This window comes from Rhizobium sp. IBUN, assembly GCF_000510625.1.
GTDB classification, from domain to species: domain Bacteria; phylum Pseudomonadota; class Alphaproteobacteria; order Rhizobiales; family Rhizobiaceae; genus Rhizobium; species Rhizobium altiplani.
Genome location: NZ_AZNV01000012.1, coordinates 112,998 through 131,119, shown reverse-complemented (window position 1 = coordinate 131,119; position 18,122 = coordinate 112,998). Strand labels below are relative to the sequence as shown.

Below are 18,122 nucleotides of genomic sequence, written 5' to 3'. Positions count from 1 at the left end.
GGCATTCCGCACCAGCTTATGAACCCGAGCGACAATCATTGCAGGCACGTCCTGATCGACACCCCTGCTCTCTTCGATCAGTTTATCAAGGAAGACGGACCTGACGAAGTCTTCGGGCCACCGACTGCGAAGGGAATTGAGCGTCTGCAGGCGGCCTGCCCCAGGTTCGGCATCACCCGCTCTCGAACTGCCCAACGCCTCAGTAAGTCAACGCCAGGCCCAACGGCATAACCAGGGCCCAGCTTAATGTTGAGGCCCAATTCGAGGGCTCCACGCCAGACCAGCCCTCGAAACCGAGTTGCTTCTATACGGGCGCGTTACCGGCGCTATCCGTCCGCAGGGGTGTTATACACGCAAGCATCACTGCCATTCTTCAACATGGCATCTTCCCTTCTTCTTGATTTTGGTCAAATTACCGTTGTCTCGCAGCGCCGCTAACGTCGCGTCATGACGAGGACGTAGAGGGGCGGCGACGCGAGTCAGGCTTTGCCCGACGCCCGACAATATGGGCACCGGCAGGATGCTTGCGTGCCTTTACCACCAAAGCAATCACATCCAGAAAGAGGACTTCATCATGCCATTCATCAAGACCACGGACGGAACCGAAATCTTCTACAAGGATTGGGGTCCAGCCACCGCCCAGCCTATTGTTTTCCATCACGGCTGGCCGCTCAGCGCTGACGATTGGGACGCGCAGATGATGTTCTTTCTGGACAAGGGCTATCGCGTGATTGCCCACGACCGGCGCGGCCATGGCCGTTCCAGCCAGACGTGGCAGGGCAACGAGATGGACACCTATGCCGCCGACGTCGCGGCCCTCACAGATGCGCTCGATCTCAAGAATGCAATCCATGTCGGCCATTCGACCGGCGGCGGTGAGGTTGCCCACTACGTCGCCCGCGCAAAGCCCGGACGCGTCGCCAAGGCGGTGCTGATCGGCGCCGTGCCGCCGATCATGGTCAAGTCGGACAAGAACCCCGGTGGCCTGCCGCTCGAGGTCTTCGATGGTTTCCGTGCCGCGCTCGTCGCCAACCGCGCGCAGTTCTTCCTCGACGTGCCCGCAGGCCCGTTCTATGGCTATAACCGCCCGGGTGCCAAGGTCAGCCAGGGTGTTATCGAGAACTGGTGGCGGCAAGGCATGATGGGTGGTGCAAAAGCGCATTACGATTGCATCAAGGCCTTCTCCGAAACTGATTTCACCGAGGATCTGAAGCAGATCACGGTGCCGACGCTCGTCATGCACGGCGACGACGATCAGATCGTTCCCTATGCCGACTCCGCACCGCTGTCCGTCAAGCTCTTGAAGCACGGCATACTGAAGACCTATGCCGGCCTCCCGCACGGCATGTGCACGACGCATCCGGATGTGATCAACGCCGATCTGCTGGAATTCTTCCTGGACTGAGATGTTGGCTCGACCGCCGGCCTTCTGATGGAACGGAGGCAAGACAACACTCGCAGGCGGGTCCTCTTCGCCCCGCCTGCGGCACGCCGGATTTTCTCTTCAAGGGAGGCGCTTGTGATAACGCGAGATACCATTTCGGACGGCTGGTCCCGCCGCGATCTGCTGAAGTTGACGGCCGCGGCAGCAGCGATGCTCGCGTCACGTAGCGCCGTCGCAGCCGACTTCCACCGCTTCAAGCATGGCACGTTCGACATCACGGTCGTCAGCGACGGTTTTCTCACGCTCCCAGTCGAGATCTTGTTGCCCGACGCCACGCCTGACGAGCGCAAGGCGATCATGCCTCGGCTGGGCGGAAGTTCGGCGGCCGCTCCGGTCCAGGCCAACATCCCGCTGATCCGCCATGGCGACGACCTGATCCTTATCGACACTGGCTCGGGTAACCGCTTCCAGGCCAGCGCGGGCAAATTGGCCGCAAACCTGCAATCGCTTGGGATCGCGCCCGAAGCGATCACCAAGGTGGTTTTCACCCATGCCCATCCGGACCACTCCGGTGCGACGACGACGGCCGATGGAAAGGTGCTTTATCCGAACGCCCAGTATTTTGTCAGCGAAGCCGAGTGGGACTTCTGGACCCACAAGGACTTTGAGATGCACATGCCGTCGGCGCTTCATGATTTTGCGCGAGGCGCGCAACGTGACCTGTTTTCGGTCAAGGACCGGCTGACGCTCTTGCGCCCGGATCAGGAGATCATTCCCGGAATGCGGATTTTGGAAACCCGCGGCCATACGCCGGGCCATGTCTCGATCGAACTGGCGGGCGACGGCGGCCTGCTGATCACAGGCGACGCCTGTACCAACGACGTGATTTTCTTCGAGCATCCCGCCTGGCATTTCGGCTTCGACACCGAACCTGAGATCGCGCTGAAAAACCGCCAGATGCTGCTCGATCGCGCCGCGAGCGAAAAGCTCAAGATGCTCGGCTATCACTGGACCTATCCGGCCGTCGGATATGCCGAGCGCAAGGATGCCTCCTACCGATTTCTGCCGGCTTAGGATCGCCGAATTATCGCGCCTCGGCGGTTTCCTCGAGCGCGGCAGATGGCTGCGGCAGTTCTTCCGCAATCTCCTCGGCAACGGCTGCAAGATCGAGGTTGCCCCAGATCGACGCTGACTGGCGACGTTCTGGGCGGCGGGAGGATTTGACTTCGACGACGAACGGCTTCGACTGAGCGCGCATGAGTTTCCTATGAAGAGGCGTTGAACGAATCCATCAACGCCCCAAGCCTATGAAGCGTTCCGCGCTTGCGCAAGGTCGCCATTCGCTTTGAATCCAGCCTCACACAGGCCAGACCGCGACGGAACAAGCATATGGCGAGCCGCGTTTCGGCCTTTCAATCTGCATGGAGCCTCTACGCAAATTCCTGCGAAAAGTCCTTGAAGGAACGATCGATGTCGATTACCTACCACGTCGCCGAACATGATGGCGCCTGGGCCTACCGCCTGGACGATGTCTGGTCGGAAACTTTCCCAACTCACGAAGAAGCATTGGCAGCGGCTAAACATGCCGCGGAGCGACAAAAGCTCGGTGGCCAGGATGCGGACATTACATATCAGCGTGCAGACGGCAGCTGGACAACGGAACGGTCGAACGGAGGCGACCGCCCCGAGGCCGATGTCGTCGATGACGCCAAGGAAAAAGACTAGGAATGACTATCAAAGAACGCTTTTTGAAGCAGCAGCATGCGTGGATGCTCGGCGCATGCTATTCCCGGAAACATCCCGACTTTCATCGCTTTGGCGGCGTCGATGTTTCGATCTCGCCTCGCTGGAAAGACAGCGTTGAAACCTTCGTCAATGATATGATCGACACCCTGCCGCGCAGCCTCTCCGAGCGCCGGATGGCACTGAGAAACCCGCGCCGCCCGTTCGAACCCGGGAATGTGGAATGGGTATTCGCAAGCAAGCATTACGGCCTTCGCGCTCCTGACGGCACACGGCCCGACATGGCGGACGCTCGCGCGCGCCGCGTATAAACCGCTATTTACTCGTTACAATCTTCGCCGGCGGAAACATGGCTAGGGCCTTCTTTCGCCGGCGAACTGTTTTATGGCGGCAGTAGTCACCCCGAAATCACCAGTTAGTGACGACATGCAAGCCGCTTGCATGACCATCCGTTCGGTGCCCCAGTCGTTGGCTGCCGCGCTTGACGACGTATGTTGCACTCCGGGCCAGTTCGCAGTGCCGCTGAATTCAGTGCGACCGGTGCCGCGCGTTCCTCGTCACCACAATCACAACAAGTCCGACGACGACAGCCAGCGCGCCCCAATAGACCCATGACGTCTGGTTGATCATAAAGCTTTCCGCCGGGTAGGGAAAATAGCCGCTACCCTGCCCCATCCAGACCAGCCCGATAAGGATCAGCACGCCGGCGATACAATAGGCGATCTTCACCATTCAATGTTCCTCCACCATACCAGTTGCGTAACGTCATGCACCCGTCGCGGACGCAGTGCTTCGAGGGAGCGCTCTGGCACGCCTTGACGACCTTACTCTTTCGGGAAATCGGCTCCCAGGCTCGTTTCGCGCCATTCCTCGATCTGCGCCAGCCGTTCGCGCAGCTTGTTGGTGACGTTGTTGTAGCCAAGTTCGCCAAGCACGACATGCCGCGGTGGGTTCTCCACTTCCGTGATCCGGATCATCGCCTCGCCAGCGCGCACGGGATCGCCGGCTTGCTTGCCGCTGTATTCAGCTGTTTGCCGCATGCGGGCTGCCGCGGTTTCGGCGTAGTCCGGAATTGTGCTCTTCGTCTGCCGGAGTGACCGGCCCGCCCAATCGGTGCGGAACGGACCGGGCGCGACGCAGGTCACCTTGATGCCGAGCGGCCTGCCCTCGGCGTGAAGTGCATCGGAAAAACCCTCCACCGCGTGCTTGCTAGCGGCATAGAAGCCGGAGCCAGGAAAGCCGATAAAGCCGGCAACCGAGGTGATGTTGATGATGTGGCCATGCCGGCGCCGCCGCATACCGGGCAGGACAGCGCGGGTTATCGCAAACAGGCCAAAGACGTTCGCCTCGAACTGATCGCGGATTTCCTGCTCTTCCGCCTCCTCTACCGTTGACTGGTAGCCATAGCCGGCATTGTTGACCAGCACGTCGATGCGGTCGAAACGCTGCTCGGCGGCCGCGACTGCCGCTTTGACCTGAGTCGGATCGGTCACATCGAGATCCAGCGCCAGCGTGTTCGCTTCATGAGCGGTTGCCAGATCGGCAACGCGCGCCTTGTCGCGCGCCCGTCACGACCGTCGGCCAGCCGCGGGCAATGGTGAGTTTCGCAAGCTCACGGCCGAAGCCGGTTGAGCAGCCGGTGATGAGCCAGACGGGAGACTTGTCCTGAGACATATGATTTTCCTGATGCTGTCGGGGACGCCTGAATGGGCGAGAGCGGATTTAGGGCCGCCGCCTGACATTTCCAGCGAATGACTACGCCGAAAACTGCGTGGATCAGGACAAGCCTGCGCGCCCGATCGGACGCGCAGGCGATAGGAGACTTACTGGAGTGTACGCGTGTGGATGTCCTGGCCGAGCGCGACGCTAGGACGGGCCTGCGTTCCAGCGGCCACGCCGTCGAGGCCCGTCGCCACTACGGAGACGCGGAACTTACCGTCCAGGTTGCGATCAAAGATCGCTCCAACAACGATATCGGCTTCATCCTGGACCTCGTCGCGGATACGGCTTGCCGCCTCGTCCACTTCGAAGAGCGTCATGTCGGAGCCGCCGGAAATCGAGATCAGCACGCCCCTGGCACCCTTCATGGAAATATCGTCGAGCAGCGGGTTGGCAATGGCAGCCTCCGCGGCCTTCATCGCGCGCCCCTCACCCGAAGCCTCGCCGGTGCCCATCATTGCCCGGCCCATGCCGCGCATGACGGACTTCACGTCAGCGAAATCGAGATTGATCAGGCCTTCCTTGACAATCAGGTCGGTGATGCAGCCAACACCGGCATAAAGCACGCGGTCGGCGGTCATGAAGGCATCGGCGAAGGTGGTCTTTGCATCGGCGATGCGGAAAAGGTTCTGGTTCGGGATGACGATCACCGTATCGGCCGCCTCGCGAAGCGCCTCGATACCGGCATCAGCGGTCTTCATGCGGCGATTGCCTTCGAACGTGAACGGCTTCGTCACGACTCCGACTGTCAGGATGCCAGCGTCGCGAGCAACCTTGGCAATAACAGGTGCAGCACCTGTGCCGGTGCCGCCGCCCATGCCTGCGGTGACGAAGCACATGTGGGAACCGGCCAGATGGTCCATGATCTCGTCGATCGATTCTTCTGCAGCTGCGCGGCCGACTTCCGGCAGTGAGCCGGCGCCCAACCCTTCGGTCACATGGGCGCCGAGCTGGATACGGCGGGGTGCCTTGGAGGTCGCCAATACCTGTGCATCGGTGTTGGCCGCAATGAAATCGACGCCTTCGAGATTTTCCGCTATCATGTTGTTGATGGCATTGCCGCCGCCGCCGCCGACACCAATTACTGTAATTCTGGGGCGCATTTCGGAAATTCCGTTCTTGGCGTTCGACATCGCAATCTCCTTCGTGCGTTTTCGTCGTGGCTCCACCTCTTATGGAGCCGAATCGAGCATTAGCGTAGTGGCGCAACAAGGCAGAGCCGGGGCGAAAGAACAAGATGAAGCGTCCTTGAAACTTTATCCGGAACCTTTTTTGCATTCGCGCTTTATTTTGAATCATCCCCTGTCAGAGAGAGGAGTACCGTGCAGATGATCACGCCAGCCACCCGCCACTCAGTTACCCCTCCCAACGAGCATATTCTTACGGCTCAAGAGGCCTTAGAACCACTGTTCCTCAAGATCGAAGAGGAGGCCGAAGTCCGGATGATCGCCGCGGCCATCCGTGCGGGCTGGTCTGCCGAAGATGCCGTGGCGGCCATCGACCAGCTTCGCCGGAACGAACTTATTCCCGGCAGCGGCCAATAAAACCTTTCGGCGGCTTCAAAATATCACTCGCCTTGAGAAATGGATGACCTAAGTTCAGCGCGACCACCAATCGCGGAAACAACGTCCCATGTCTTTCAGAAATATCTGCATCTTCGGCGCCGGTGCACTCGGCGGCGCCATCGCTGCCAAGCTTGCCTCTTCAATCGGCGCAGAGGCGACAGTTTCGGTCGTTGCCCGCGGCGCTCATCTCGACGCCATCCGACGCGATGGGTTGCGTCTCATGGAGGCGGACGTCGAAGCACCCCTCACCATAAACCTCACGGCGACCGACAATCCGAGGGAACTGCCGCCGCAGGATCTCCTCATCACCGGGCTAAAGGGCCACCAGCTCAGCGCCGCCGCAGAGGGAATCGGCCTTCTGCTGAAAGATGGCACACGCGTGATGATGATCCTCAACGGCATTCCGTGGTGGTATTTTCATCGCGATCAGGACAGTGGGCATGCGGAACTACAGTTCGATGAGCTCGATGAGGGCGGCAAACTATGGCGACTTGTCGGCCCGGAACGCGTCATCGGCTGTGTCGCCCATCAGGGCGCTGAAGTCAGCAAGCCCGGTGAGATCAGGCTCAGCAACAAAGGGCATTTCATCCTCGGCGAGCCCTCCGGCGACATCAGCAATGATTTGCGCAACGTCGAAGCGCTGCTGCAGCGCGCCGATATCGGCGTGAAGCTCTCGAGCCGAATTCGCGACGACATCTGGAGCAAGCTGATGGGCAACGCCTCCTTCAACCCGATAAGTGCGCTGACGCGATCTTTGATGTCCAACCTGATGGCCGATGCGGCAATCACCGACCAGATCGGCAAGGTCATGAAGGAGGTAAAGGCTGTCGGAGAGGCGCTCGGCGCGAATGTCGGGATGTCCGTCGAGCAGCGACTGGAACAGGCCCGACAAATCGGGCCCGTTCGCACCTCTATGCTGCAAGACCTCTTGGCGGGAAAGTCGCTCGAGATTACGCCGCTGGTGGGAATGGTCGTTTCACTGGGCCGCCTGACGGCAACGCCGACCCCGGTTTCAGAAACGATCCTGGCGCTGGTGTCGCAGCTCGACCGTGAGAATTGCCAAATCGGCTAAGTAAGTAGGGCGGCCCGCCGCGAAGCCGCTCAGAAATTGCATTAGCAAGTCTCCAGAAGACTCTCCATTAGAAGAAACTTATCTCAACCACGCTGCGATACGTTCGATTGCTTCGATGATCTCGGCTTCGGAACCGGCGTAGGACATGCGCATCGAGCGATTACCTTCCAGCGGGTCGAAATCCAGGCCCGGCGTTGCGGCGACGTTGATCTCCGCCAACATCCGCTTCGCGAAAGCCATGCTATCATTGGTAAAGCGCGTTACGTCGACATAGGCGTAGAAGGCGCCATCCATCGGCGATGCGATGGACAGGCCGATCTCCGGCAGACGCTTCAGCAGAAAATCGCGGTTGGCCGCGTAGCTCGCCTTGTAGACATCGAGTTCCGCGGCCGCGCCGAGAGCGGCCGTCGCGGCGATCTGCGAGAGTTCGGGTGGCGAGATGTAGAGGCTTTGCGCGACGCGCTCGATCGGGCGCACCAGCCGCTCGGGCAGCACCATCCAGCCGATCCGCCATCCCGTCATGCAATAATATTTGGAGAAGGAGTTGATGACGATCGCCTCGTCGGTCAATTCCAGCGCGCTGGTCTCTTCGCCGGCAAAGGTCAGTCCGTGGTAGATTTCGTCTGAAATGAACGCGATCGAATTGGCCGCGCAATAGTCGGCCAAGGACTTCAGCCCCTGGCGGCCGGTCACGGTACCTGTCGGGTTGGCGGGGCTCGCCAGCAGAACGCCCTTCAGCCTGACATTGTTTGCCGTTTGCGCGGCCTCGAGACTCTCGGGCGTCAACGTGAAGTGGGTTTCGGCCGTTACCGGCACCTCGATCACCCTCAACCCCAACGCGCCGAGGATGTTGCGGTAGGCGGGATAGCCCGGCCGGGCAATCGCGACCGCGTCGCCGGCATCGAACAGCGAGAGAAACGCCAAATTGAAGCCGGCGGAAGAACCCGTCGTTATCGCGATCCGTGCAGGATCGATTTCCAGCCCGTGACGGCCGCGATAATGGTCGGCCAGCGCTTGTTTCAGTCTCGTCGTACCAAGCGCGTCCGTGTAGCCGATCTTGCCCTCCACAAGCGCAGCCTGCGCTGCCTCCCGCGCGGCCCGCGGCGCCGGATGGGATGGCTGGCCGACGGCCATGGAAATGACCGGATGGCCGTTCGCTCGCCGCCTTGTCGCCTCCGCCAGAACATCCATGGCATGAAAGGGTTCGACTTCGCTGCGTTGGGAAATGGAAAACAAGATCGCTTCTCTTTAACTTTGCTTGCGGCCAGACAATTGCCGCAATAATCGGGTCATCACAATCCCGCGATTGAACCGCGGATGCGAAAATTCCTGTTTGAAGACGACCGGACGCACCGTAATTTGGCGGCAGCGGCGTGCCGCCGTTAACCGGGCAGTGTTATTCGACGCCTAGAACCGACGCATGTAAACTGCTGATGACGAGGATATAATGGCCATACTTCCGAAAATCTTCACCGCGCTCGCGCTCACTGCCTCGGTGGCAACTGCCTATCCGGCGGCAGCACTCGACGACGCGCAGAAGAAGGAGTTCGGCGAGTTCATCAAGCAATACCTGATTGAAAATCCAGAGATCATGCTCGATGTTCAGGATGCGCTGCAGAAGAAGCAGGAGCAGGCGCGCCTCGTTAAAGCCAACGCCGTGATTGCTGACAACAAGTCGACGATCTTCGATTCGAAGTATGACTTGGCGATCGGCAACCCGAAGGGCGACATCACGATCGTCGAATTCTTCGATTACAATTGCGGCTATTGCAGGCATGCGCTTTCGGACATGCAGACGATGCTCGAAAAAGACAAGAACGTCCGCTTCGTGCTCAAGGAATTCCCAATCCTCGGACCGGAATCGGTTGCCGCCCACAAGGTATCCGACGCATTCCGCAAACTGGCGCCGCAGAAATATAGCCAGTTCCATATCGCATTGCTTGGCCGCGACGGCCGCGCCGACGAAGCGAGCGCTCTCGAAGTCGCAGAGTCCCTTGGCGTCAGCGAAAAGCAGATAAGGGATGAGATGGCCAAGAGCTCCAGCGATGCTTCCGTCAAGGAAACCTATGACCTTGCTCAGAGCCTCGGCATCACAGGCACACCGTCCTATGTGGTCGGCAACGAGCTCGTTCAAGGCGCGGTTGGCTTCGACGACCTTGAAGCCAAGGTGAAGAATATGCGCGCCTGCGGCAAGACGAGTTGCTGAGGCGACGCTCATCAAATCGCCAAAATCGAAGCGTTTCAGCCATGTGGACAAATATGGCGTGATTTGGGCTGCGCTTCCCAAAGGGCTTTCATTAGGCCCGTGGGGAGTCTATAGGTTGCCGTCCCGCACTTATTGGAACATTCGATGACGCAAACGATATTCGTCCTGAACGGCCCCAACCTGAACATGCTCGGCAAAAGAGAGCCCGGCATCTATGGTGGCAAGACCCTTCAGGATATCGAGGCGGACTGCAAGGCGGCCGGGCGTGAGCTCGGCTTCGATATTGATTTTCGCCAGAGCAATCACGAAGGCACGCTCGTTGATTGGTTCCATGAAGCGAACGACAAGGCCGTTGGTGTCGCGATCAATGCAGGCGCCTACACGCATACGTCGGTTGCGCTCCACGATGCAATTCGCGCTATTTCCATTCCGGTAATAGAGCTCCATATCTCCAACGTTCACGCGCGGGAAGAATTCCGCCACAAGTCGATGATCGCGCCAGCGGTGAAAGGCGTCATCTGCGGCTTCGGGCCTTACAGCTATATTCTGGCGCTTCAGGCGCTGAAGAATCTTACGGCATAAAAAGAAGACAGGGCAAACACTCATGGCTGAGAAGAAAAACGGTATCGACCAGGCGCTGATCCGCGACCTCGCGAACATCCTCAACGACACGGATCTGACGGAAATCGAAGTCGAGCAGGACGATCTGCGGATCCGCGTTTCGCGCGCCGGCAACACCCAGTACATTCAGGCTCCGATGGCTGCGCCCGCGTTCGCAGCGGCTCCGGCCGTAGCGGCCCCGGCAGCTGCAGCACCTGCGGCTCCGGCAGCGGCGGCACGCAACCCTGCCAACACTGTCAGCGCTCCGATGGTCGGCACCGCCTACATGGCTCCGGCTCCCGGTGCACGCGCCTTCATCGAGCTCGGCGCGACCGTGAAGGAAGGCCAGACGCTGCTCATCATCGAAGCGATGAAGACCATGAACCAGATTCCTTCGCCGAAATCCGGCAAAATCACCGAAATCCTCGTCGAGGACGGAAGCCCCGTCGAATACGGCCAAGCCCTCGTCGTCATCGAATAAGGCGGGCGTCATGGTCTCGAAAATCCTCATCGCCAATCGCGGGGAAATCGCGCTTCGCGTGCTGCGCGCTTGCAAAGAGCTCGGCATCCCGTGTGTCGTGGTCCATTCGACCGCCGACGCCGACGCCATGCATGTGCGCCTCGCCGACGAGAGCGTCTGCATTGGTCCTCCGCCCTCACGCGACAGCTATCTGAACATCCACCAGATCGTGGCCGCCTGCGAGATCACGGGCGCCGATGCTGTGCATCCTGGTTACGGCTTCCTCTCCGAAAACGCCAAGTTTGCGGAAATCCTGGAAGCGCACGGCATCACCTTTATCGGCCCGACGGCGGAACACATCCGGCTTATGGGTGACAAGATCACCGCCAAGACGACCGCCCAGGAGCTCGGCATTCCTGTCGTTCCGGGTTCGGACGGCGAGGTAAAGACCGAAGAAGATGCGGTGCGGACGGCTGCCGAAATCGGCTATCCGGTGCTGATCAAGGCAACCGCCGGCGGCGGTGGTCGCGGCATGAAGGTTGCCAAGTCCGAGGCCGACCTGATCGAAGCCTGGTCGACGGCCCGTACCGAAGCGGCAGCCGCCTTCGGCAACGATGCGGTCTACATGGAAAAGTACCTCGGCCAGCCGCGCCACATCGAAATCCAGGTGTTCGGTGACGGCGAAGGCAATGCGATCCATCTCGGCGAACGTGATTGCTCGCTGCAGCGCCGCCACCAGAAGGTCTGGGAAGAAGCCAATTCCCCGGCTTTGAACGTCGAGCAGCGCATGAAGATCGGCCAGATTTGTGCCGACGCCATGAGGAAGCTGAAGTATCGCGGTGCAGGTACGATCGAGTTCCTGTACGAGAACGGCGAGTTCTATTTCATCGAAATGAACACCCGTCTGCAGGTGGAACATCCGATCACCGAAGCCATCACCGGCATCGACCTTGTTCACGAGCAGATCCGCGTCGCTTCGGGCGGCGGGCTCTCCGTCAAGCAGGAAGAGATCAACTTCAACGGCCACGCCATCGAATGCCGGATCAACGCCGAGGACGCGCGGACCTTCGTACCCTCCCCGGGCACGATCACGCACTTCCACGCACCGGGTGGACTTGGTGTTCGCGTCGATAGCGGCGCGTACCAGGGCTACAAGATCCCGCCGTACTACGACAGCCTCATCGGCAAGCTCATCGTCTTCGGCCGTACGCGCGTCGAATGCATGATGCGTCTGCGCCGCGCGCTCGACGAGTTCGTCGTCGACGGCATCAAGACGACGCTTCCGTTGTTCCAGGATCTGGTGGACAATCAGGATATCGCCAACGGCGACTATGATATCCACTGGCTGGAAAAATATCTGGCCAAGAAACCGGCGTAACAAAGAATGGCAGGATCGCGCAGGAAGTCTCCAGGCATAACACCGGAAATCCTCCTGCGCGCCTACTCTATCGGTCTTTTCCCAATGGCCGAATCGGCTGACGACCCAGAAATATTTTGGGTCGAGCCCGACCTTCGCGGCGTCCTGCCGCTCGACGAATTCCACGTTTCCAAAAGCCTCGCCAAGACGATCCGGCGCAAGCCGTTCGATATCCGCTTCAATTACGATTTCGACGCGGTCATTGCGGCCTGTGCGGCAGAGACCGGGGACAGGCCCAGCACCTGGATCAATCAGACCATCAAGACGCTATATTCGACACTGCATCGTATCGGCCATGCTCACTCGGTCGAGGCCTGGGACGGCGACGAACTTGTCGGCGGATTATACGGAGTGTCGCTGGGCTCGGCATTCTTCGGCGAAAGCATGTTCTCGCGGCGGACCGACGCCTCGAAGATCTGCCTCGTTCATCTGGTGGAACGGCTGCGCGCCAAGGGTTTCACCTTGCTCGATACGCAGTTTACGACCGAGCACCTGAAGACGTTCGGGGCGATCGATGTTCCGAAGAATGAGTACGCCCACATCCTCACGGCGGCAATGGAATCGCCGCACCTTGAATTCTAGGAACTAGTTGGCTGCCTTGTCAGGCGCGGGAACGTCCGAGTTCTGCTTGCAGTCCTTTAGCCAGACGTCATAGATCGGATGCTCTACGGCATTGAGACCGGGACTGTCGGCAAACATCCAGCCGGTGAAGATGCGGCGGATCTTACGGTCGAGCGTGATCTCGTCGACTTCCACAAAACCATCTATCTTCTGCGCTTCCGCCTGATCGCGCGAATAGCAGGCCTTCGGCGTCACCTGCAGCGCACCGAACTGCACGGTCTCGTTGACATAGACGTCGAAGGTGGTGATACGGCCGGTGATCTTGTCGAGGCCGGAGAAAACGGCAACCGAGTTCTCAATGCGGGCAGCGGAGGCAGCCTGCGGCAGGAGGATCGAGCCAAGCACCAGGGAAAGCCCGGCGGCACGCAGGAGCTGGTTCCGCGTGATAAGCTTCATATCTGCCCGTCTCCACAGCGTCTGAAAATCGAAGGCCGCAATCGCTGCGGCCATTCTGCGGGTAATAGTCAATTGTGGCTAAAAGCAGGGTCGGCGACCAGCTGCTCAGTTGCCAGGCGTCCAGGCGTCGTAGTCGCCGGTAACCCGCGGACGTTCGCCGGGAACGACGAGCGAGCCCGGCGGACGATAAGCCTGCGGCGAGCCGGTCGGGTTCGCGCGATGCGGCTTCTGCCATTCCTTGGCAACGTAGTTTTCCTGGCTCGGCGGGACATTCGTGCGATGATGCATCCAGCCATGCCAGCCCGGCGGAATTGCAGAGGCTTCGGCATAACCCTTGTAGATCACCCAACGCTTCGGAAGACCGTAGGATGACATACCGCCTTCGTAATAAACGTTACCCAATTCGTCTTCACCGACGCGCTTGCCAAAACGCCAGGTCGCAAAACGCGTACCGATCGTCTGACCGTTCCACCAGGTGAAGATTTGCACGAGGAGATTCTTCATGTCTTTTCCTTGAGCTAGCCGGAAGGCAAGCGGGACCAGAATTTGATCCCTCGCTTATGCCGCCAGCGATCCGTATTGTCCAGTGATTCCGGTGCCACACCGGCTCATTTCAGCGCCATCTTGAAGCCGAGATGCGATTGCTTGAAACCAAGTCGGTCGTAGAAGCGGTGCGCATCCGTGCGGCTGGCATTCGACGTCAGTTGCACGAGCCGCAAACCGCGACGTTTTGCCTCCGCAATGGCAAACTCAATCATCTGGGCACCGATGCCCTGGCCACGCATGTCACCCCGCGTCTGCACCGCCTCAATGATCATCGACGAGGAGCCACGACCGATCAGCGACGTCACGACCATGGTCTGAAATGTGCCTACGACCTGCCCGTCACGCTCCGCGACGTAAAGCGTTTGGTCGGGCGATGAAGCAATCCGCTCGAAAGCCCGAAGATACTTGCCGAGTATCTCGGGCGCGGTCGTGTCGCCGTGACCGCCGAGTTCATCAGCGGCAAAGATGGCAACCAGCGCGGCGACGTCGGAGCTGCGTGCCTCGCGAATCGTGGTTTGGCTCATGATCGTATTGCGGCCTAGCGCTGTTCGAGAAATTTTTCGAGGATCAGCGTCGGTATGCCGGATTGGCCCGGCCCGTCATTTTCATTGCGGCCGACATCCTCGAAGCCGTGAGCATGGTAGAAAGCGATCGCCGTCTTGTTTCGCGGCTCGACCTCGAGGCGCATGATTTCGGCATCGGGAAAGCAGGTTTCCAACTCGGCAAAGATCTCCCGACCGATGCCCTGGCGATGCAGCGGCGGACGGACATAGAGCAGGTGCAGCATGACGGTTTTTGTCATCTCGTCGGACATGGCGGCATAACCGATGCCGCCGATGTCCTTGCCGTTGTCGGCAACGAGGAACTCCGCATTCTTCTTCGCCAGCCGCGCCTGAAGCGCAGCCGGCGAAAAAAGGTGAGCAATGATCTCATTCACCTTTGCTTCGCCGTAGAGGCCCGCGTAGGTCGCGCGAAAACCCTCATCCAGCAAAGTGCGCATCTTGCTGAGATCACCCTCGCTGGCAGTGCGCACGAAATACACGGTCTTACTCCTCGATGCCGAGCTTCGCTTTCACGAGAGCCTGGACGGCCTGCGGGTTGGCCTTGCCGCCGGTGGCCTTCATGACCTGACCAACGAACCATCCCGCAAGCGTTGGCTTGGCCTGGACCTTTGCGACCTGATCGGGGTTGGCGGCGATGATCTCGTCCACGGCCCGTTCGATCGCGCCGGTATCGGTCACCTGCTTCATGCCTCTGGTTTCGACGATCTCGGCCGGATCGCCACCCTCGTTCAGCACGATTTCGAACAGGTCCTTCGCGATCTTTCCGGAAATAGTCTCCGCTTTGATGAGGTCAATGATCGCACCAAGCTGAGCCGGCGAAACGGATGTTTCCTCGATGCTCTTGCCCGTGCGGTTCAGGGCGCCGAGCAGATCGTTGATGACCCAGTTGGCAGCCGTCTTGCCGTCGCGGCCCTCCGCCACGGCTTCGAAATAGTCGGCGATCGCCTTTTCCGAGACCAGGACGGAAGCGTCGTAGATCGAAAGACCGAGTTCGCGCACGAAGCGCTCCTTCTTGTCATCAGGCAATTCCGGCAGGTCGGCTTCGAGCGCCTTGACGAAGGCATCGTCGAACTCCAGCGGCAGCAGGTCCGGATCCGGGAAGTAGCGGTAGTCGTGCGCATCTTCCTTGGAACGCATCGAACGCGTCTCGCCCTTGTTCGGGTCGAAGAGACGGGTCTCCTGCTCGATCTGCCCCCCGTCCTCAAGAACGCCGATCTGGCGCCGGGCTTCATATTCGATTGCCTGGCCAATGAAGCGGATGGAGTTGACGTTCTTGATCTCGCAACGCGTGCCGAAGCCTTCGCCCGGACGACGGACGGAGACGTTGACGTCCGCGCGCATCGAGCCTTCGTCCATGTTACCGTCGCAGGTGCCGAGATAGCGGACGATCGAGCGCAGCTTCGTCATGTAAGCCTTGGCTTCATCCGACGAGCGCATATCCGGCTTGGAGACGATCTCCATCAGAGCGACGCCCGAGCGGTTCAAGTCGACGTAGGACATGGTGGCATGCTGGTCGTGCAACGACTTGCCGGCGTCCTGCTCCAGATGCAGACGCTCGATGCCGATCTCGATATCCTCGAACTGACCCTGGCGATCGGGGCCGAGCGAGATGATGATCTTGCCCTCTCCGACGATCGGATCTTTGTACTGCGAGATCTGATAGCCCTGCGGCAGGTCGGGATAGAAGTAGTTCTTGCGATCAAACAGCGAGCGCTTGTTGATCTGCGCCTTCAGGCCCAGGCCAGTCCGGACGGCCTGCCTGACACATTCCTCGTTGATAACGGGCAACATGCCGGGCATGGCCGCATCGACGAGCGACACGTTGGAATTCTGCGGCTTGCCGAATTCCGTTGCTGCACCCGAGAACAGCTTCGAATTCGACAGCACCTGTGCATGGACTTCCATGCCGATGATGACTTCCCAATCGCCAGTGGCGCCGGGAATGAAGCGTTTCGGATCGGGCGTGCGAACGTCGACAATGGTCATTGAGATGCTCTTTTCAGGCTGTTCTTTTCAACTGGTGAGGTAACGGAAATGGCTTGCCGGTGCAAGGCTTTCGGCTATTCCGCGGCGGGGAGCCAACCGGTTTGGGGCGTGTTAACTCAATGTCGCTAGCGTGACCCGCATGATGGCAACCGATATCCTCAAGTTCATCGCGCTTTTCCTGCCACTGAATGCCTTCGTGTTCTCGATCTATTTCCTCGACAAGCAAGCCTCTCGCCACCATGGCACGCGGATCAGCGAGAGGACCTTGCTGACGCTTGCATTCGTCGGCGGCAGCCTCGGCGCTGTTTGCGCGCAACGGCTCCTGCGCCACAAGACCCGAAAGGAACCCTTCCGATCGAACCTCAGAGCGATCGTCGTCTTTCATGTGGTGGCTGCGCTTCTGTTATCGGGCGCTCTCGGCTACCTCACGCTGGAAGGTCAGTTGCTAGACTAGCCCGTAAGTGCCATCGTCCGCAGATTCCAGTGACTTTGACAGGCCGACGGACGGTACATCACGATCGAGCTTGGGATTGTAGGCAATTGATAGCCAATGAATTGCGTATCCATGCTTCTGGAAAAAGCTGATCGCTTCGGAGTTCCCTGAGTGCGTCTGCATCATCGCCGTATCGAAGCCCTGCGCGGCGATGTCTTCTTCGATATTCTGCAAAAGTGCCGTTCCGAGACCATGGCCGACAAAGGCAGGATCAATCCAGAAATCCGAAATCTTCTCGTCGAGGCTCTCGCGCGCTGCCCATCCTGCCGGATGTCCGTTCCATTCGATGAGAGTGACGGTGATCCAGCTACTTGCGACGAAATTGAAAAACGCACTTCGGGCGGCATCGACCATAGCATCCCCTTCGCCGATGGCCGCCATGGCCTTCTGCCAGGCTCTTACTCCGATCTCGCTCAAGAGCTCCGCTTCGTCTTCGCGGGCATTGCGAATATGGATCAACACTATCTCCGCGTTTCCACGAAAGTAAAACACCGAATCACCCCGTTCTCCAAGCCTTGCGTTTCGTGCGCGAGGCGCGGCAGAAAGATCCTCTATCGGTTGTAAATCTTGACGCGATGTCGCCCAGCCAGTATCAAGGCCGCATGTTGAATTCGTCTTCTCAGACCCGGTAGAGGCCCTGCCCGCAGGTTTTCCTTGCGCGCACGGGCCCGAAAAAAGCGAAGCCCTGACGCCTCTTCGGGCGCCAGATCGTTTTTGCGCGCCTTCATGGCGCAAGACCGGATCAACATTCCATGGATATTTCACGCACGGAGCAGCGCATCCTGCACCTATTGGCCCAAGGTGGCCGCATTGAAATCGAACGCGACGACAACCGGAAAATCGAGGCCGTAAAATGCTTCACTCGCGACGGCTGGGTCTATCCCGGCTTCGGCCTCGAGCTGTTTCGGAAACTGAAGCAGAAGCGGGCCATCAAATCGTCGGGCGGCAAGCCTTACAGGATCACCGAACGAGGATTGGTTCTCGTAAGAGCAGAACAGGACAACAGATAGCTGTCCAAGCCGCGCGTCGCATGGCGCGCGGCTTCCTTTAAAGGTGTTTGGAAAGCGCCGCCTTCATCACCGACCATTCTTCGGCAACCGTACCGCTTCCGCGTCGTTTGCCTGCGCGGCGATACCAATAATCGGCATTCCAGTCGTCGCCCTCGATGCGGTGGCAAATGGCATGCCCCCAGTCGAAAGGTGCCTCGCCCTCATGCGCCTGGCAGACTTCATGCACGGCTTGCCATTCAGGACCCACGGTGAAACCTGCCGCCGATAGGCGGTCGAATGCTTCGATCATCAGCGTGATATCTGACGCCGACATGAGCCTCCTCCTGGGTGTCACCAGCGAT

Annotated in this window: 24 protein-coding genes and 1 pseudogene; 13 read left to right on the top strand and 12 right to left on the bottom strand. The window is 59.5% G+C overall.

Annotation, left to right across the window (positions count from 1 at the left end; all coding sequences use genetic code 11):
• Window positions 1–574: 574 nt before the first annotated feature.
• Window positions 575–1,405: an alpha/beta hydrolase gene (locus RHIBUN_RS0113820; protein WP_025659988.1), complete on the top strand. Its 831-nt coding sequence runs from the start codon at window positions 575–577 to the stop codon at window positions 1,403–1,405.
• A 189-nt stretch (window positions 1,406–1,594) separates the two neighbouring features.
• Window positions 1,595–2,458, top strand: coding sequence for an MBL fold metallo-hydrolase (locus tag RHIBUN_RS0113815; protein ID WP_245271666.1), 864 nt, complete (start codon window positions 1,595–1,597; stop codon window positions 2,456–2,458).
• A 10-nt stretch (window positions 2,459–2,468) separates the two neighbouring features.
• On the opposite strand, the gene RHIBUN_RS36830 is transcribed toward RHIBUN_RS0113815, so the two are convergent.
• The gene (locus tag RHIBUN_RS36830; RefSeq protein WP_167354893.1) at window positions 2,469–2,642 is read right to left on the bottom strand and encodes a hypothetical protein; all 174 of its coding nucleotides are present in this window, start codon (window positions 2,640–2,642) and stop codon (window positions 2,469–2,471) included.
• Between the two features lie 212 nt (window positions 2,643–2,854).
• On the opposite strand from RHIBUN_RS36830, the gene RHIBUN_RS0113805 reads away from it, so the two are divergent.
• Window positions 2,855–3,109 carry a DUF2188 domain-containing protein gene (locus RHIBUN_RS0113805; protein WP_025659986.1) on the top strand — a complete coding sequence of 85 codons (255 nt, stop codon included), beginning with the start codon at window positions 2,855–2,857 and terminating at the stop codon, window positions 3,107–3,109.
• Window positions 3,110–3,111: 2 nt separating this feature from the next.
• On the top strand, window positions 3,112–3,438 hold the full coding sequence (locus tag RHIBUN_RS0113800; RefSeq protein WP_025659985.1) for a hypothetical protein: 327 nt from the start codon (window positions 3,112–3,114) through the stop codon (window positions 3,436–3,438).
• Window positions 3,439–3,655: 217 nt separating this feature from the next.
• On the opposite strand, the gene RHIBUN_RS0113795 is transcribed toward RHIBUN_RS0113800, so the two are convergent.
• From RHIBUN_RS0113795 to ftsZ, 3 genes and pseudogenes are all read right to left on the bottom strand, one after another.
• Window positions 3,656–3,859, bottom strand: a complete 204-nt coding sequence (locus tag RHIBUN_RS0113795; RefSeq protein WP_018856994.1) for a hypothetical protein — start codon at window positions 3,857–3,859, stop codon at window positions 3,656–3,658.
• Window positions 3,860–3,951: 92 nt separating this feature from the next.
• Window positions 3,952–4,801 (bottom strand): annotated as a pseudogene (locus RHIBUN_RS33435) (oxidoreductase).
• A 149-nt stretch (window positions 4,802–4,950) separates the two neighbouring features.
• A complete protein-coding gene (gene ftsZ / locus RHIBUN_RS0113785; protein ID WP_025659984.1) occupies window positions 4,951–5,979 on the bottom strand; it encodes a cell division protein FtsZ in 1,029 nt (342 codons plus the stop codon).
• A gap of 195 nt (window positions 5,980–6,174) precedes the next feature.
• Here ftsZ and RHIBUN_RS35340 point away from each other — a divergent pair, with 195 nt between their 5' ends.
• Entirely contained in the window at window positions 6,175–6,390 is a 216-nt protein-coding gene (locus tag RHIBUN_RS35340; protein ID WP_084659696.1) for a hypothetical protein, read from the top strand.
• 88 nt (window positions 6,391–6,478) lie between these two features.
• Window positions 6,479–7,483, top strand: coding sequence for a 2-dehydropantoate 2-reductase (locus tag RHIBUN_RS0113775; RefSeq protein ID WP_025659983.1), 1,005 nt, complete (start codon window positions 6,479–6,481; stop codon window positions 7,481–7,483).
• Window positions 7,484–7,561: 78 nt separating this feature from the next.
• Here RHIBUN_RS0113775 and RHIBUN_RS0113770 read toward each other — a convergent pair whose 3' ends face one another.
• On the bottom strand, window positions 7,562–8,719 hold the full coding sequence (locus tag RHIBUN_RS0113770) for an aminotransferase class I/II-fold pyridoxal phosphate-dependent enzyme (RefSeq protein WP_025659982.1): 1,158 nt from the start codon (window positions 8,717–8,719) through the stop codon (window positions 7,562–7,564).
• Window positions 8,720–8,930: 211 nt separating this feature from the next.
• Here RHIBUN_RS0113770 and RHIBUN_RS0113765 point away from each other — a divergent pair, with 211 nt between their 5' ends.
• The 5 genes from RHIBUN_RS0113765 to aat all read left to right on the top strand — a co-directional run bounded on the left by RHIBUN_RS0113765 (window position 8,931) and on the right by aat (window position 12,748).
• Window positions 8,931–9,689 carry a DsbA family protein gene (locus RHIBUN_RS0113765; RefSeq protein WP_018857000.1) on the top strand — a complete coding sequence of 253 codons (759 nt, stop codon included), beginning with the start codon at window positions 8,931–8,933 and terminating at the stop codon, window positions 9,687–9,689.
• Window positions 9,690–9,833: 144 nt separating this feature from the next.
• On the top strand, window positions 9,834–10,271 hold the full coding sequence (gene aroQ / locus RHIBUN_RS0113760; protein ID WP_018857001.1) for a type II 3-dehydroquinate dehydratase: 438 nt from the start codon (window positions 9,834–9,836) through the stop codon (window positions 10,269–10,271).
• Between the two features lie 22 nt (window positions 10,272–10,293).
• Window positions 10,294–10,770 carry an acetyl-CoA carboxylase biotin carboxyl carrier protein gene (accB, locus tag RHIBUN_RS0113755; protein WP_025659981.1) on the top strand — a complete coding sequence of 159 codons (477 nt, stop codon included), beginning with the start codon at window positions 10,294–10,296 and terminating at the stop codon, window positions 10,768–10,770.
• Between the two features lie 10 nt (window positions 10,771–10,780).
• A complete protein-coding gene (gene accC, locus RHIBUN_RS0113750; protein WP_018857003.1) occupies window positions 10,781–12,127 on the top strand; it encodes an acetyl-CoA carboxylase biotin carboxylase subunit in 1,347 nt (448 codons plus the stop codon).
• 6 nt (window positions 12,128–12,133) lie between these two features.
• The gene (aat, locus tag RHIBUN_RS0113745) at window positions 12,134–12,748 is read left to right on the top strand and encodes a leucyl/phenylalanyl-tRNA--protein transferase (RefSeq protein ID WP_018857004.1); all 615 of its coding nucleotides are present in this window, start codon (window positions 12,134–12,136) and stop codon (window positions 12,746–12,748) included.
• 3 nt (window positions 12,749–12,751) lie between these two features.
• Here aat and RHIBUN_RS0113740 read toward each other — a convergent pair whose 3' ends face one another.
• The 5 genes from RHIBUN_RS0113740 to gatB all read right to left on the bottom strand — a co-directional run bounded on the left by RHIBUN_RS0113740 (window position 12,752) and on the right by gatB (window position 16,278).
• Complete coding sequence (locus tag RHIBUN_RS0113740) at window positions 12,752–13,183, bottom strand: DUF2155 domain-containing protein (protein WP_018857005.1); 432 nt, start codon at window positions 13,181–13,183, stop codon at window positions 12,752–12,754.
• Between the two features lie 105 nt (window positions 13,184–13,288).
• Entirely contained in the window at window positions 13,289–13,687 is a 399-nt protein-coding gene (locus tag RHIBUN_RS0113735; protein WP_007792741.1) for an NADH:ubiquinone oxidoreductase subunit NDUFA12, read from the bottom strand.
• Window positions 13,688–13,791: 104 nt separating this feature from the next.
• Window positions 13,792–14,253 (bottom strand): GNAT family N-acetyltransferase, encoded by a 462-nt coding sequence (locus tag RHIBUN_RS0113730; RefSeq protein WP_025659980.1) that lies wholly within the window; start codon window positions 14,251–14,253, stop codon window positions 13,792–13,794.
• Window positions 14,254–14,267: 14 nt separating this feature from the next.
• A complete protein-coding gene (locus tag RHIBUN_RS0113725; RefSeq protein ID WP_018857007.1) occupies window positions 14,268–14,771 on the bottom strand; it encodes a GNAT family N-acetyltransferase in 504 nt (167 codons plus the stop codon).
• 4 nt (window positions 14,772–14,775) lie between these two features.
• Window positions 14,776–16,278, bottom strand: a complete 1,503-nt coding sequence (gatB, locus tag RHIBUN_RS0113720) for an Asp-tRNA(Asn)/Glu-tRNA(Gln) amidotransferase subunit GatB (protein WP_018857008.1) — start codon at window positions 16,276–16,278, stop codon at window positions 14,776–14,778.
• 139 nt (window positions 16,279–16,417) lie between these two features.
• Here gatB and RHIBUN_RS0113715 point away from each other — a divergent pair, with 139 nt between their 5' ends.
• Complete coding sequence (locus RHIBUN_RS0113715; protein ID WP_025659979.1) at window positions 16,418–16,732, top strand: DUF1294 domain-containing protein; 315 nt, start codon at window positions 16,418–16,420, stop codon at window positions 16,730–16,732.
• Here RHIBUN_RS0113715 and RHIBUN_RS0113710 read toward each other — a convergent pair.
• Window positions 16,724–17,230: a GNAT family N-acetyltransferase gene (locus RHIBUN_RS0113710; protein WP_025659978.1), complete on the bottom strand. Its 507-nt coding sequence runs from the start codon at window positions 17,228–17,230 to the stop codon at window positions 16,724–16,726. The genes RHIBUN_RS0113715 and RHIBUN_RS0113710 overlap by 9 nt on opposite strands.
• Before the next feature lie 293 nt (window positions 17,231–17,523).
• Between RHIBUN_RS0113710 and RHIBUN_RS0113705 the strand changes: the two genes are divergently transcribed.
• Entirely contained in the window at window positions 17,524–17,781 is a 258-nt protein-coding gene (locus tag RHIBUN_RS0113705) for a YjhX family toxin (protein WP_007792755.1), read from the top strand.
• Between the two features lie 37 nt (window positions 17,782–17,818).
• Here RHIBUN_RS0113705 and RHIBUN_RS0113700 read toward each other — a convergent pair whose 3' ends face one another.
• On the bottom strand, window positions 17,819–18,094 hold the full coding sequence (locus tag RHIBUN_RS0113700; protein WP_018857011.1) for a hypothetical protein: 276 nt from the start codon (window positions 18,092–18,094) through the stop codon (window positions 17,819–17,821).
• Between the last annotated feature and the right edge of the window lie 28 nt (window positions 18,095–18,122).

Bases quoted from the DNA above. Each gene is read 5' to 3' on its own strand.
- RHIBUN_RS0113820 (WP_025659988.1), top strand. From the start codon at position 575: ATGCCATTCATCAAGACCACGGACGGAACCGAAATCTTCTACAAGGAT.
- RHIBUN_RS0113815 (WP_245271666.1), top strand. From the start codon at position 1,595: ATGCTCGCGTCACGTAGCGCCGTCGCAGCCGACTTCCACCGCTTCAAG.
- RHIBUN_RS36830 (WP_167354893.1), bottom strand. From the start codon at position 2,642: ATGCGCGCTCAGTCGAAGCCGTTCGTCGTCGAAGTCAAATCCTCCCGC.
- RHIBUN_RS0113805 (WP_025659986.1), top strand. From the start codon at position 2,855: ATGTCGATTACCTACCACGTCGCCGAACATGATGGCGCCTGGGCCTAC.
- RHIBUN_RS0113800 (WP_025659985.1), top strand. From the start codon at position 3,112: ATGACTATCAAAGAACGCTTTTTGAAGCAGCAGCATGCGTGGATGCTC.
- RHIBUN_RS0113795 (WP_018856994.1), bottom strand. From the start codon at position 3,859: ATGGTGAAGATCGCCTATTGTATCGCCGGCGTGCTGATCCTTATCGGG.
- ftsZ (WP_025659984.1), bottom strand. From the start codon at position 5,979: ATGTCGAACGCCAAGAACGGAATTTCCGAAATGCGCCCCAGAATTACA.
- RHIBUN_RS35340 (WP_084659696.1), top strand. From the start codon at position 6,175: ATGATCACGCCAGCCACCCGCCACTCAGTTACCCCTCCCAACGAGCAT.
- RHIBUN_RS0113775 (WP_025659983.1), top strand. From the start codon at position 6,479: ATGTCTTTCAGAAATATCTGCATCTTCGGCGCCGGTGCACTCGGCGGC.
- RHIBUN_RS0113765 (WP_018857000.1), top strand. From the start codon at position 8,931: ATGGCCATACTTCCGAAAATCTTCACCGCGCTCGCGCTCACTGCCTCG.
- aroQ (WP_018857001.1), top strand. From the start codon at position 9,834: ATGACGCAAACGATATTCGTCCTGAACGGCCCCAACCTGAACATGCTC.
- accB (WP_025659981.1), top strand. From the start codon at position 10,294: ATGGCTGAGAAGAAAAACGGTATCGACCAGGCGCTGATCCGCGACCTC.
- accC (WP_018857003.1), top strand. From the start codon at position 10,781: ATGGTCTCGAAAATCCTCATCGCCAATCGCGGGGAAATCGCGCTTCGC.
- aat (WP_018857004.1), top strand. From the start codon at position 12,134: ATGGCAGGATCGCGCAGGAAGTCTCCAGGCATAACACCGGAAATCCTC.
- RHIBUN_RS0113740 (WP_018857005.1), bottom strand. From the start codon at position 13,183: ATGAAGCTTATCACGCGGAACCAGCTCCTGCGTGCCGCCGGGCTTTCC.
- RHIBUN_RS0113735 (WP_007792741.1), bottom strand. From the start codon at position 13,687: ATGAAGAATCTCCTCGTGCAAATCTTCACCTGGTGGAACGGTCAGACG.
- RHIBUN_RS0113730 (WP_025659980.1), bottom strand. From the start codon at position 14,253: ATGAGCCAAACCACGATTCGCGAGGCACGCAGCTCCGACGTCGCCGCG.
- gatB (WP_018857008.1), bottom strand. From the start codon at position 16,278: ATGACCATTGTCGACGTTCGCACGCCCGATCCGAAACGCTTCATTCCC.
- RHIBUN_RS0113715 (WP_025659979.1), top strand. From the start codon at position 16,418: ATGATGGCAACCGATATCCTCAAGTTCATCGCGCTTTTCCTGCCACTG.
- RHIBUN_RS0113705 (WP_007792755.1), top strand. From the start codon at position 17,524: ATGGATATTTCACGCACGGAGCAGCGCATCCTGCACCTATTGGCCCAA.
- RHIBUN_RS0113700 (WP_018857011.1), bottom strand. From the start codon at position 18,094: ATGTCGGCGTCAGATATCACGCTGATGATCGAAGCATTCGACCGCCTA.